8 protein-coding genes are annotated in these 13,912 nt (G+C 44.4%); 1 reads left to right on the top strand and 7 read right to left on the bottom strand.

The features are described from left to right. Positions 1-50: 50 nt before the first annotated feature. The 6 genes from A7K50_RS08760 to fba form a co-directional block, all read right to left on the bottom strand. On the bottom strand, positions 51-2,435 hold the full coding sequence (locus A7K50_RS08760) for an ATP-dependent DNA helicase (protein ID WP_119775953.1): 2,385 nt from the start codon (positions 2,433-2,435) through the stop codon (positions 51-53). Positions 2,436-2,439: 4 nt separating this feature from the next. Then, complete coding sequence (trmB, locus tag A7K50_RS08755) at positions 2,440-3,075, bottom strand: tRNA (guanosine(46)-N7)-methyltransferase TrmB (protein ID WP_020492078.1); 636 nt, start codon at positions 3,073-3,075, stop codon at positions 2,440-2,442. Between the two features lie 226 nt (positions 3,076-3,301). After that, positions 3,302-4,666, bottom strand: coding sequence for a citrate/2-methylcitrate synthase (locus A7K50_RS08750; RefSeq protein ID WP_119775620.1), 1,365 nt, complete (start codon positions 4,664-4,666; stop codon positions 3,302-3,304). A 212-nt stretch (positions 4,667-4,878) separates the two neighbouring features. Beyond that, positions 4,879-5,244 (bottom strand): response regulator, encoded by a 366-nt coding sequence (locus tag A7K50_RS08745; RefSeq protein WP_019224609.1) that lies wholly within the window; start codon positions 5,242-5,244, stop codon positions 4,879-4,881. A 148-nt stretch (positions 5,245-5,392) separates the two neighbouring features. Continuing rightward, entirely contained in the window at positions 5,393-7,504 is a 2,112-nt protein-coding gene (locus A7K50_RS08740; RefSeq protein ID WP_119775618.1) for an ATP-binding protein, read from the bottom strand. A gap of 174 nt (positions 7,505-7,678) precedes the next feature. Further along, positions 7,679-8,605, bottom strand: a complete 927-nt coding sequence (gene fba / locus A7K50_RS08735; RefSeq protein WP_119775616.1) for a class II fructose-1,6-bisphosphate aldolase — start codon at positions 8,603-8,605, stop codon at positions 7,679-7,681. A 334-nt stretch (positions 8,606-8,939) separates the two neighbouring features. Here fba and A7K50_RS08730 point away from each other — a divergent pair, with 334 nt between their 5' ends. Then, entirely contained in the window at positions 8,940-9,296 is a 357-nt protein-coding gene (locus tag A7K50_RS08730) for a NusG domain II-containing protein (protein WP_119775614.1), read from the top strand. A 119-nt stretch (positions 9,297-9,415) separates the two neighbouring features. On the opposite strand, the gene A7K50_RS08725 is transcribed toward A7K50_RS08730, so the two are convergent. Next, complete coding sequence (locus A7K50_RS08725) at positions 9,416-13,207, bottom strand: phosphoribosylformylglycinamidine synthase (protein ID WP_165904953.1); 3,792 nt, start codon at positions 13,205-13,207, stop codon at positions 9,416-9,418. Positions 13,208-13,912: the final 705 nt, after the last annotated feature.

The following is a 13,912-nucleotide window of genomic DNA, read 5'->3' as shown; positions in this document are numbered from 1 at the left end:
TTACAAAAAAAATGCCTCCGGTTATTCTGAGGCATCTTGTTATGTTTTATTTAATTCTCACATTCTTTCTCGTTTTTTTGGGGATTGTCTCTACTGCCTGTCTGCCAGAAAAATTCTAGGTTTTTCTTAAGAGACTTGCTGTCTTTAATGTTTCTGCGCCGCATCCAGTGTTTTGGAAACAGCTTGACATATTTCTTTTGGCTGTACCGCTCGTCAATGAGCAATACGGCACCAACATCGCTTTCGCTGCGGATCACCCTGCCGGCAGCCTGCATCACCTTGTTCATCCCTGGATACATATACGCATATTCATAGCCGAGACCGTTTTTGCTATTAAAGTAATCCCGAATGATATTTTGCTGAACACTTAGCTGGGGCAGTCCCACGCTTACAATCGCCGTACCTATCAGTCTGCTCCCCTTTAGATCAATACCTTCGGAAAATATTCCGCCGAGTACGCAAAAAGCGACATAGGCTTTCTCAGGATTCTCTTTGAAACTTAGCAGGAAGCGTTCCCGCTCTTCTTCCGACATGGAAGCTTCCTGGGCCACAGCGGGGATATCGGGGTAGACCAAGACAAACTTGGCAAAAACATCGTTCATATATTTATATGATGGAAAATAGACAATATAATTTCCCGTTTTCTGAGCGACAAAAGAACCAATCATCCGGGTAATCTGGTGAACGCTTTGTTCTCTTTCTTTATACTTGGTCGAAATAGAGTCAGCCGTTAGCACACAAAGTTTCCGATGATCAAACGGGGAATCGAGAGAGAGAATATGGTCTTCTTCAGATCCGCCAAGTACCTCCCGAAAATATTCCAGCGGGGAAAGCGTCGCTGAAAACATCACCGCCGAACTGCCTCTCTTCAACGCCTCACCCAGTAGAAACGATGGGTCAAGACAAAATAGCTTCACGGTTACCTCATCCCGCTTAGTTTCTACAAAAGTAACGTATCTTTCATCGTAAAATTCAGCGATTGTTGTAAAACCAAGCACATCAAAATAAAGTTGGATAAAAGCACTATCCTCGCTTAAATTTCTGTTTTCCTTAAGCATCAATTCACAGGTTCCGGCGTATTGCTGAAGAAGGCCCTGGAAATCCGCGGGCATTCCTGTCGTAATCAGATAGCCCTGCTCCCCACATTGATGACGCAAGTCAATCATCTTTTTATTGATGCGGTTCAGGGTTTTATCCAGCGCTTTATTTCTGCCCTTATACGCTTTTTTTATCTGGCAAAAAGCAGTTTTATCAAGCTTTTCTGAGAACATTTCCCGCGCTCTGTCCACAAGGTTGTGAGCTTCATCGATCAGAAACACATAATCGCCGCTGTTGTCTGCAAAAAAGCGTCTGAGGTGTGCTCTCGGATCAAAAACATAGTTGTAGTCACAAATGACGCAGTCCGCCAAAAGCGAAAGATCCAGGGAAAGTTCAAACGGACAGACTGTATGCTTCTGAGCATATTTCTCAATTACACTTCTGGATAAATCATCAGATTCTTTGACCGCATCTAAAATAGCAGCATTAATTCGGTCGTAATGTCCTTTGGCATACTTACAATACTCGGGATGACAGACCGACTTTTCACAAAAACAGATTTTTTCTTTGGCGGTCAGTGTCAGCGTCTTCATTTTTAGGCCGCCTTGACGCATTTTCTCAAAAGCTTCCTCCGCAACTTGACGCGTTATCGTTTTGGCAGTAAGGTAGAATATTTTTGTCGTTTTGGCTTCTCCCATCGCTTTGATGGCTGGAAACAGCACCGAAATGGTTTTTCCGGTTCCTGTCGGGGCCTGCACAAACAGCTTTTTTCGGCCGGCTATGACCCTGTAGGCGTGTACGGCTAGCTCCCGCTGCCCTTTGCGGTAGCCCGGAAAAGGAAACTGAAGTGTCTTGATCGAAAGGTTCCGGATCTCTGCCCATTCGATAGAAAAGCTTGCCCAGACCGAATACTGTTGAATAAGGCAACCGACAAATTCTGTCAGTTTACTGGTTGAAAAGAAATTGAGCCATTGTTTGGTTTCATTGGTCTCCAGATTGAAATATGTCAATTGGACTGCTGCCTCCGGCAGACCGTTCTGGACAGCATAAATGTACGCATAGCATTTGGCCTGCGCCCAGTGAGCACTGCTGAAATCTTTGTCGATAGAATCCAAGGGCAGCACCGTAGTTTTTATCTCTTCAATAACCGTCCGGTCTTCGCAGCTGAAAATGCCGTCAGCGCGGCCCTCCAGGGTATAATCAATACCATTGTAACAATACCCTTCAGAAAGCGGAACTTCGCTTCGATAGTCCTCATAGATTTCACGATTTCGCTTCTGCAGGACCCGGTGCGCTTTGGACCCTTCCGCCATCCTGTCCCGGGAAGCATACCTACTGTCAATGTCGCCGCAGCGCATTATTAATTCAACCAGCTGTCTAATTGGAAGCTTAATCATGGTTCTATTCATACTTAAAGACGGCAAACTTAATTTTGATTCCCTGGTCTGTAAATTTTGCTTCGTATTCGGTCATGATATTTTCTTCAAAACCACTTTGATGCAAATCGTACGTCCGGTATAATTCCTGAAAACCTGTCTCCTGAAAATACTGTAGGCTATCTTCAAAAAGCGGTTCGTCGTCCGTTTTGAACCAAACCTCCGATCCTTTCTTTAAAAAGATCTGGTACTTCCTTAGAAAGTTAGGATGCGTCAGTCTGCGTTTATGATGTCGCTTGCTGGGCCATGGATTGCAAAAATTAATGTAGATTTTGTCAATTTCATCGTGTCCAAAAATACTGTCGGTGTCTTCAATGCGCATCGAAACCAACCTGACGTTATGCAGCCTGCTTTGATTAAGTTTTCTCAACACGCAGACCAGCACTTCCGGGTAGGAATCAATCGCAATATAATTGATATATTTAGTTTTGCCTGCAAGTGATGTGATAAAATTCCCCCGTCCACAGCCCAATTCCAAATGAACCGGACCGTTATTCTTAAATACTTCATCCCACTTCCCTTTGCGTTCCGCAGGGGCCAAAATGGTTTTGGAGTCTTTCTCCAGTTCGGGCTTTGCGCTCCGTTTTCTCCTTAGCCGCAATTGTACACTGTCTCCTTCCAATGCAATCAGATCCGTTTTTTTAACAGCTCAATTATACCGCAAAAATTCAAGTTCGTATCATAAACACATGCAGAAACTAATCATCGTATCCTAAAACTTATCATAGCGTAGCAAGAAACCCCTTGCTGACAAGAGGTTTCAAAAGAATAACGACACTCTAAAAATTTATTCCTGGAAGAACCAGCTATAGCAAATCAAGAAGGGTTTACCGTTCCTGCATCACCCTATAATCCTTATCCATAAGGGGACTTTCATAGGCCGGTCTGATAATCTTGTCTGCATTGACCAGTTCTTCTAAACGGTGGGCACTCCACCCGACGATTCTGGCCATTGCAAACAGCGGCGTATACAGTTCCAGCGGGATATCCAGCATGCTATAAACAAAGCCGCTATAAAAATCCACATTGGCACTGACACCTTTATAGATTTTCCGTTCCTCAGCGATGACCCGAGGAGCGAGTCTCTCAATCATCGCATATAATTCAAAATCACTTCTTCGGCCTCTGTCATCTGCCAGCTTCTCAACAAAGCCTTTGAAGATCTGTGCCCTTGGGTCGGAAATGGAATAGACAGCGTGTCCCATCCCATAGATAAGACCTCTCCGGTCAAACGCTTCCTTGTTTAAAATCTTCGTTAAGTAGCTTTTGATCTCTTCTTCATCCCTAAGGTTGGCAACGTGGGATTTGATATCAGCTACCATCTCAACAACTTTGATATTTGCTCCGCCATGTTTTGGCCCTTTCAGAGAGGATAAGGCCGCCGCAATAACGGAATACGTATCCGAACCGGAAGAAGAAACGACCCTGGTCGTAAACGTGGAATTATTTCCCCCGCCGTGTTCCATATGCAGCACAAGCGCGATATCAAGCACCTTGGCCTCAAGTTCTGTAAATTGTTTATCCGGTCTTAACATTTTTAGAATATTTTGAGCTGTGGAGAGCTGGTCATCCGGTCTGTGGATATAGAAGCTTTCGTTGCATTCATAATGATTGTAGGCATGATACCCGTACACGCACAGCATCGGAAAAATGCTGATCAACATCAGACATTGCCGTAAAACATTATCTAAAGACACATCGTCTATGGTCTCATCATAGGATGCCAGGGTAAGAACACTCTTCGTCAGAGAATTCATGATGTCTCTGCTCGGTGCTTTCATAATGACATCACGCACAAAATTTTTAGGCAGATTTCTGCTTTCCACTAAAATGTCTTTGAAGTGGGCCAATTGTTCCTCATTAGGCAGTGATCCGAACAGAAGCAGATACGTTGTTTCTTCAAAGCCATATTGCTGATTATATGCAAACCCTTTGACCAAATCGGTGATATTGTATCCCCGGTAAAGAAGTTTTCCGTCACAGGGAATCCGCTTTCCATCAATTTCGTCATGAGACTTGATTAAAGAGATATTGGTTAACCCGGCAAGCACCCCTTCCCCGTTCTTATCTCTTAAGCCGCGTTTTACGCCATACGCATTATAGAGGCTTGGATCAATCCAGCTGTTTTCCTGACAGATCTTGCTGTACTTATGTGTAAAAGAATCAATTGTTTCCTTTTTATTGCTCGTCATTTTCTCCTCCGATTCTTAGTTAATCCTGTCTCATCACCTTATTTGCTTTATTATCCTTAAAATAGGATGTGGCCGTTTTTTCAAACAACTTTATTATACTATCCGGGTTGTTTGTTGTAAATATCATTTATATTACCCTAACAAGAAGACTAACAAAGAGAACCCCCTCTCTTCATCGGCCTTACATCATCTTTGATTCACACGGATAACGATTATTTTAAACCCAGGACCTGGTTTATGATATTGATTACCTTGTCTTCTTCAAAGGGTTTAATAATGTAATTCTTGGCGCCCAATTTAATTGCCTCGAAGACCCTGTCTTTTTGGTTAATTGCGCTTATCATAACCACCCTAGCATCAGGATACCTACCGAGCAGTTTACCAAGCGCCTCGATACCGTCTGATAGAGGCATCGTAATATCCATGGTCACAATATCCGGATGCAAATTCCCATATTCAGCCAGGGCCTGCATGCCATTGAGCGCTTCGCCTATGACTTCATGCCCGCCTCTCCCCATGATGGCAGCTAAATTTCTCCTCATAATTGCAGAGTCATCAACGATTAATACCTTAGCCATTTTCCCTCCTCGATTGTAACTAGTACAACGTTCCTGAAATAAATACTCAAATAGACGATTGCGTTAAACTCCCGGGTTTGCCCCCAGACTCATTGCGGGTAATCAAGCTTGTATGAATAATTTGAGCAGGGAATTTGAGAACATTGTACTAGATAGCGCCGCCTTCCATAGGCAGCAGAAAATTGAATTCTGTTCCAGTGTCAGGGTTTGTCACAATATCCAAATGACCGCCTATTTTTTCAAGTTCTTGTTTAACAATCGCCATGCCGATGCCGCGTCCCGAAATCATTGATGCACTCTCTTTGCTGGAAAGCCCGTCTTCAAAAATAAGCGGGATTATATCTTTATCTTCTAGCTCTGCCAGTTGTTCTGCGGTAACTGTCCCAAGCTCGAGTGCCTTTTGTTTGATTCCTTCCAGGTCTAAGCCTTTGCCGTCATCAGCAATTTTTAATAAAATTTGATCTTGGACTAATTTCATTTCGCAGACAATGCGGCCCTTTTCTTCTTTTCCGGCTTTGATTCTTTCTTCCCTATTTTCGATGCCATGATCTACGCAGTTCGTAAAAATATGAATCAGCGATTTGGTAAAAGCCTGGTACCTTTTTGTATCTACAGGGAACTCCCCACCTTTTAGTTCAAGGGGATACAACAATTTCTCCAAGCCCTGGGCTAAGCCTTCTACTGTATTCGGGTAAGCAGCTAAAAGCTCTTTGAACGAGCGGTAATGCAACTGCCTGATTTTGGTGATCAAAACATCGGCCTCCTGCGATGGAATAAGCGTCGCTATTTGCTCTTCCAATTCAACCAGTTTTGCTTCCGGAATCTCAATGGTTTTATCTGTGGCAACGAAATTCTCCCCTAAGGTTGACTGCAGAATACGCAAACCTTCATTCAGAACACGTTCAAGCTTCAAATTTTGCAGGAGCATGCCTAAATCAGCACTGGTTGCTGAATCCCTTTGTTCAAAAGATTTAATCTCTTCTTCAAGATGGTGAAGAGAACGAACCATATGTATCATCTCAAACTGGCCAAATTCCCCTTTAAAGGTATGAATCCTTCGTTTGACATCGGCAATTACCTGCTGAAGCGGTTCTTTGCAAATAAGCAGCTGTGGCACGGTGACCTGGCAAAAACGCTGGTAATCTGAAATAAGCTCCAAAAGGTCATTACGGCTGATAACAGCCTTTACAATCATTTTAAGTGTTTTGCGTTCATTTTCCATTTGTTCCTGCAAAGCGCGTTTTTCCGTAGCATCCGTTAAGATGACCATTAAAGCTTGTGTTTCTTCCTGATACTTAGCCGCGATAAACTTATATTCAATTTTTATATAGTCGTTATTCAGGAATATTGCATCCGGCAGAAAAGAAAGGAATACCTCCCTGCGTACCGGGTCATTCTCCTGAAAACATTCCCGAAGAACTTTGCTCATAAAGTCTCTTTGTTCCTGATCCTCCGGATAAATTAAGTCCGGAAAGTTACGCTTAGCTAAGTCAGAACCCAATAGCCTCTGGCATTCGACACTATATTCAGGTTCAATACACAGGTCTGACCCAAAAGATAGGAAGCCCTGCCCGGCATTATTGAGTAAATCTTTCACAGACTGCATAGTGCGCTTAAGATTTTTTTCGACGATGCGGCGTCTTCGTATTTCTTCACTGAGCGTGAAGTAAATAAGCAAGCCAAAGAGAATGACCATGGCTGCTGCATAAAGAATGATCTGTCCGACGCGTTTGGCCAGTTCCTGATAAATATATTGGATATCTACATCTGTTCCGACTGCGCCTATGACCTGACCCTCGGCATTAACCAATGGCGCATAGCCGGTAATCAAAGTACCCCAAAGCGTTGAAGTCTGAGCTCGCGTGTGAAAAGCTTTGGTATTCGTATGTGCTGCCGGTGTAGACAGTTCATCAGTCTCACCTAAAGAATCCCCCTCCGAATCGAAAATGTATTCAATTTGGCTGGGTGATATTTGATGCTCGACATAAACATACTTCACTCCGGTTTCAGCTTGAATACGCTTAAAATATGCCTGCATCTCTCTAAAATAATCATTAGGCTCCTTCCCCGCAAGCAACTTTTCATATTCAGCAATATTAATACTGTCAGCGACAACCCGAGAAATGGTCATCGCGTTGATGCCGATATCATCAAGGGTCTTATTATACCAAGACCTGATCAAGAGAATTTGTGTTAATAGCAGCAGAGCAAGAATAAGAGCGTTAACTGTTCTTACCGTTTTTTCCCAATTATTTTGCAAACAATATCCCTACTTATATAGATTTATTTATGGGAAAATTCTACATAAATCTACAAAATACCTTTTTCATTCTGTTGAAAAAAGTAGACTTAAAGTGTCTACTTTTTCGCAACAGTTCGTATTTCAGACCCAAGTATCATGTTCTGTTTGCTGGTTCCGTACAGTATGTTATGCTTAGAGCTGATTGCTGCAGTTTAAAACATTTGCAATCTTATGCTTAACCATATTTTTGATGGCTTCTCTGGCTGGTTTGAGATACTGGCGGGGGTCAAAATCAGCAGGGCTGTTTGCCAAATACTCACGGATTGAAGCTGTCATGGCAAGGCGCAGATCGGTATCAATATTGATTTTGCATACGCCCATGGTCCCAGCCTTGCGAAGCATATCTTCGGGGACACCCTGCGCTCCCTTGATATCTCCTCCGTATTCGTTGCATTTTGCTACAAATTCCGGCAGTACCGTGGACGCACCGTGTAAGACCAATGGGAAGCCAGGAAGTAGTGAGGCTATCTTTTCAAGACGCTCGAAATCAAGCATGGCTTCTCCCTTGAACTTATACGCTCCGTGACTAGTGCCAATCGCAACAGCCAGGGAATCACAACCAGTTTCATGGACAAATTCGGCAGCCTGCTCCGGATCCGTATAGCTGCTGTCCTTCACACTTACGTTTACCGCATCTTCGATGCCTGCGAGTCTGCCTAATTCGGCTTCCACCACAACGCCTTTCGCATGGGCGTACTCTACAACCTTTTTGGTAACAGCAATATTTTCGGCAAAAGGCAGCTTGGAACCATCGATCATTACCGAAGTAAAGCCGCCGTCAACACAGGCCTTACAAATCTCAAAGTCTTCCCCGTGGTCCAAATGCAGGCAGATCGGCAAACCCGTATCCTCCACTGCGGCCTCTACCAGCTTCATTAAGTAAATATGTTTGGCATATTTCCGGGCACCCGCGGAAACCTGTAAAATTAAAGGTGCTTTTTCTTCCTTCGCAGCATCAACAATTCCCTGAATAATTTCCATATTGTTAACGTTAAATGCTCCGACAGCACATTTTCCATAGACTTTTTTAAACATTTGAGCAGAAGTTACCAGTGGCATATTAATTCCCTCCAGATATTTTTTTATATGTATGCTTTTGCATAGTATTGCCCAGTTGAAAAATTATTTTTGCCATTTTAGTGACGGCTTAAGTTTATATTAATTGCCTGTAAACTTCAATAGTCCTTCTAAACTTACTTATTCATTCGACACCATTTACCTACATTTTTGTTATATACAGATATTCCCTTTTGACTTCTCTTGACACTGTTTTGTTTTATCAATTATAGTATGTCTGGAATGTAGATGTTATGTTATGTTCTGTTCTGTTTTCTTTGCTCTGTTCAGTCAGACAGCCATATGGAGCGCGCTCAAGGAGGAACCTATAAATATCATGAAGAAACACGATATTGTCCTAATTGGTATCATAATCATACTCGTGCTCATCGGTTTAGGCAGTATAAAATTCCATCAATCCCAAAATGGGAAAGACCTCAGGTTTGCCGAGATCACACAGAATAACGTGCTTATCGAACGTATTGATTTAAATGCAGTCGAGGAACCGCGGGAAATTACCCTTCCAGGCAAGTACCACGAGATTGTTCTGGTGGAAAAAGGCCGCATCAGATTTAAAGAAACCAATTGTCCCGACCAGATTTGTGTCCGGACAGGCTGGCTGGAAAACCCAGGGGACTATGCTGTTTGTCTGCCCAATAAAGCCATTGTCAATATTACCGAGATTGAGAACTGAATTTGTGTTCATCTACTGGAATAAATGTTGCAACGAAATAAGACGCATGTTGATTATTTCGCTATGATAATAACACCCCCAGCCAAAGGTCTGAGGGTGTATGATTTGAATAGGAACTTTTACTTGAAATAATTGATGCCGCCCTGAAAAATGGGCTGGTATTTATTGCCGGGGACGTTTACAGCAACACCGGTTCCGGTCCGTTCTGAATGCGCCATTTTGCCCAATATCCTTCCGTCGGGGCTGGTAATCCCTTCGATAGCTTCAAAGGAACCGTTCGGATTATCCTCGACATCGTTGCTTGGCATTCCATTCAGATCGACATATTGGGTAGCGATCTGCCCGTTCTGAATCAGCTTGCTGATGACTTCCTGACTCGCGACAAATCTTCCTTCGCCGTGCGAAACTGCAATCGTGTGAATCTCTCCCAATTCAACACCGCTAAACCAAGGGGAAAGTGTGGAAACAACCTTGGTCCGGGCCATGCAGGAAATGTGGCGTCCGATCCTGTTATAGGTCAACGTAGGGTCTTCTGCGTTTATTTCTTTAATTTCCCCGTAGGGGACAAGTCCCAGCTTGATCAAAGCCTGGAATCCGTTGCATATTCCGAGCATCAGGCCGTCCCGCTGTTTCAGAAGGTTCATGACGGCATCTTTGATGCGCGGGTTATTAAACAAGGTGGCAATAAATTTTCCCGATCCATCCGGTTCGTCTCCGGCGCTAAAACCGCCCGGGAGCATGATAATCTGGGAGTTATTGATTTTTTTGACCATTTCTTTGATCGAGCCTTCAATATCTGCGGCACTGAGATTTCGAATAACCATGGTTTCGACCAGACCACCGGCTTTCGTGAAAGCTTTGGCAGAATCATATTCACAGTTTGTCCCCGGAAAAACAGGGATAAATACCCGTGGTTTTGCTGCTTTAATCGCCGGTCTGAAAGCACTACGCTTGTCAAAGCTGACTGCCCGAGGTTTTTCGGTATTTTCGGCATTCTCAGCCTTGCTTGGAAAGATTTTTTCCAACGGGATTTCCCATTGGCCCAGCACATCCGTCAGCAGCAACTCAACTCCGTTGACAGCGATTGCTGGTTTCTCCTGCGTACAGCCGAGTAATTCGTATCCGACATCGCCAAACAAAACAGGCAGATCAGTCTTCTCATCCAGTTCCAGTAGTATCGAACCATAATCCGTCCGGAACAGGTCTGAAGACTCTATTTGTCTACTGAAACGAAAACCAATCATATTGCCGAAAGCCATCTCGCTGACAGCGCCGGCAATCCCACCCATTCTGACCGAACGTGAAGAGCGCACCCAGCCTGACTGAATCAAGTTCAAGACCTTTACAAAGTTTTTCACCGCCATAGCAAAGTCAGGGATTTCCTGTTCGTCCCGGATCAGTTTCAGCAGGACCACATTGCTTCCGGCCTGTTTGAATTCCTGGGATACGACTTTGCGGGCATCTGCCGTACAAACGGCAAATGCGACCAGGGTAGGCGGGACATTCAACTCCATAAAGCTGCCCGACATACTGTCTTTTCCGCCTATAGCGGGAATACCTAGCTGCTTTTGAGCATAATAAGCGCCCAATAAAGCACTGAAAGGCTGCCCCCACTTGCTGGCGTCATTTAGTTTGCCGAAATACTCCTGCAAGGTAAGGCGTATCTTACGGTAATCTCCACCTAACGCCACTGCTTTTGTAACGGCATCCAGCACCGCATATAAAGCCCCGTGAAACGGGCTCCATTTGGCCAGTTGCGGGTTATAGCCATACGTCATGATCGTAGCTGTCGTCGTATCACCTTCAAGTACCGGCAGTTTGGCGACCATACCTTCAGCCGGGGTCAGCTGGTATTTTCCGCCTAACGGCATAAGTACCGATGCCGCACCGATCGTACTGTCAAATCTCTCGATCAGTCCTTTTTTACTGCAGACATTCAAATCGCCTAAATTAGCATTCCAGGCTTTTCGCAGATCCAGCAGCTCCCGCGCCACTGAGTTGGGGATAGCGTTAAAGTAATTTTGCGTTTCCAGCGGCGCCGTCACTTCAACCTTCGTCTTTTGTTTGACCCCATTGGTATTCAGAAAGTCACGGCTGAGATCTAGGATTTTCTTGCCCCGCCAAGACATTTTAAGTCGCTGATCGCCGGTTACCAGGGCAATAACGGTTGCTTCAAGATTTTCTTCGGCGGCCAGGCTTTTGAATTTGTCCCAATCCTCAGCTGCCAGTACGACAGCCATGCGCTCCTGGGATTCGGAAATCGCCAGTTCTGTCCCATTCAGGCTTTCGTATTTTTTTGGCACGGCATCCAGACAGATATCAAGGCCGTCAGTCAGTTCCCCCACGGCAACAGAGACACCGCCGGCGCCAAAATCGTTGCATTTTTTAATAAGCGTACTGACTTCCGAGTTGCGGAACAGCCGCTGAATCTTTCTTTCATTCGGCGGATTGCCCTTCTGAACTTCGGCACCACAGCTGGTCAGCGATTCCAGCGTATGTTCTTTGGAAGAACCCGTCGCTCCGCCGCAGCCGTCCCGGCCTGTCCTGCCGCCAACCAGAACAATCACGTCACCTTCTTCAGGAGGTTTGCGGATGACATTTTTTCTGGGGGCAGCACCGATGACCGCACCGATCTCCATTCTTTTAGCGATAAAGCCTTCGTCATAGACTTCGGCAACCTGACCTGTCGACAGTCCAATTTGATTGCCGTAAGAACTATATCCGGCTGCAGCAACGGTGGTAATCTTTCTTTGCGGCAGTTTACCGGGCAAGGTATCTTCGACCTTTGCCCGTGGATCGCCGCTGCCGGTGACCCGCATCGCCTGATAGACATAGGTCCGGCCTGACAGCGGGTCTCGGATCGCACCACCCAGACAGGTGGCGGCACCGCCAAACGGTTCGATTTCTGTCGGGTGATTATGCGTCTCGTTTTTAAACATCACCAGCCATTCTTCTTCCTGGCCGTTTACTTCTGCATTCACAACAATACTGCAGGCATTGATTTCATCAGATTCATCCAGATCATCAAGCAGTCCTGCCATTTTAAGCTCTTTCATCCCCATCGTAGCAATATCCATCAGGCAGATATCCTTACTGGGCAGCTTGTCCTGATATACCTTAGCCCGGGAAGCCTTATAGCAATTGAAAGCTGTTTGGATAGGCCCGGAAAAATGTCCTTCCCGGATATCGACTTCTTCAATTTCAGTCTGGAACGTCGTATGCCGGCAGTGATCGGACCAGTAAGTGTCAATCGTTTTTATTTCGGTCATGGTCGGATTTCTTCTTTCCGTATCCCGGAAATAGGACTGACAGAATAGCAAGTCTTCGACGCTCATGGCGAGATTCATGCGCTGCTGCATCACAATAATTTCTTCCGGTGTTTTAGTAATAAATCCTTCCATCATTTCAACGTCTTCCGGTTCTGCCGCTTCAAATTCCAGACTCTGCGGTTTTGCCAGCGAAGCTTCCCGGGATTCGACCGGGTTGATACAGTATTGTTTGATTCTTGCAAAGTCCTGATCAGATAGTTTTCCTTCCAGGATAATCACTTTGGCTGAAGCAACCAACGGACGCTCTTTCTGGGTCAGCATCTGGATACATTGAGCAGCCGAATCCGCCCGTTGATCATACTGGCCCGGCAAATACTCCATCGCAAAAACCCTGTCCCCTGACGAGATATCCAGCGTTTCGTCGTAAAGGATATCCAAGGGGAGTTCAGCAAAAATAATCGTACGAGATTTCTTATATTCTTCATCGGTAATCCCGGAAATATCATAGCGGTTGATCGTTCTGACCCCCTGCAATCCTGCAATGCTTAGATTATCCCGAAGATCTGCAAAAAGTCCCTGGGCTTCGATATTGAACCCCTGTTTCTTCTCAACATACAATCTTTTTACAGCTTGTAACAAAATATAGTACCTCCATTTCTGGTGTGCAAAATTATTCTAACTTCTGTCTTGTATATTTTACGCTCATGCAGCCCATATCACAATACCTGTTTTATTGGTAAGCCCACAACTGTGTCAATTTAATCCCGTTACAAGGCCCGATCATAATTTTTTTGGCATTTCATTTCTTCCAAATAGTACCATAACGGAGTTGTGTCTCATATAGTGTATAGGACACCAGAGAATAATCGTTATAGCTGTCTACGAGTTAATGACTCTAAATAAAATAAAAACAATGAATTTATAAAGTTCTTATGATCTATATTCTCTGGTGTTTATTCTTTATAAGGAAAGGGGGCATATAAAAATGGCCTATGATGGAGCAGTTGGGGGCGTAGCAGGAGGTCTTGGCGGTTGTGGTTGTGGAATTGCAATTGTTGTTGTAATTATTCTTCTGTTAATCGCTTTAGGTATTGTATTCTAATTTGAATCAATTTTAAAAGGAGGGAAATATTATGTTTGGATACGCTGGTGGATGTTGCTGCAGACCTATGGCCCCTGTAGCTCCAGTAGCGCCTGTTTATGGAGTTGGAGTCGGTATCATCGCGATTGCAATATTGATTTTAATTGCGTTAGGAGTAATCTTCTAAATCATATAAAATATTATCAATAAAAAAGAAGGGTGGTTTTCTTACTACCCTTCTTTTCTTTAGTTATATGAGAATATCG

Origin of the sequence: Dehalobacter sp. MCB1 (assembly GCF_003590275.1) — a bacterium.
In the GTDB taxonomy this organism is placed as follows: Bacteria; Bacillota; Desulfitobacteriia; order Desulfitobacteriales; family Syntrophobotulaceae; genus Dehalobacter.
Note: the sequence above shows the minus strand (reverse complement) of the source record. Positions and strands in the feature narration are given on the sequence as shown.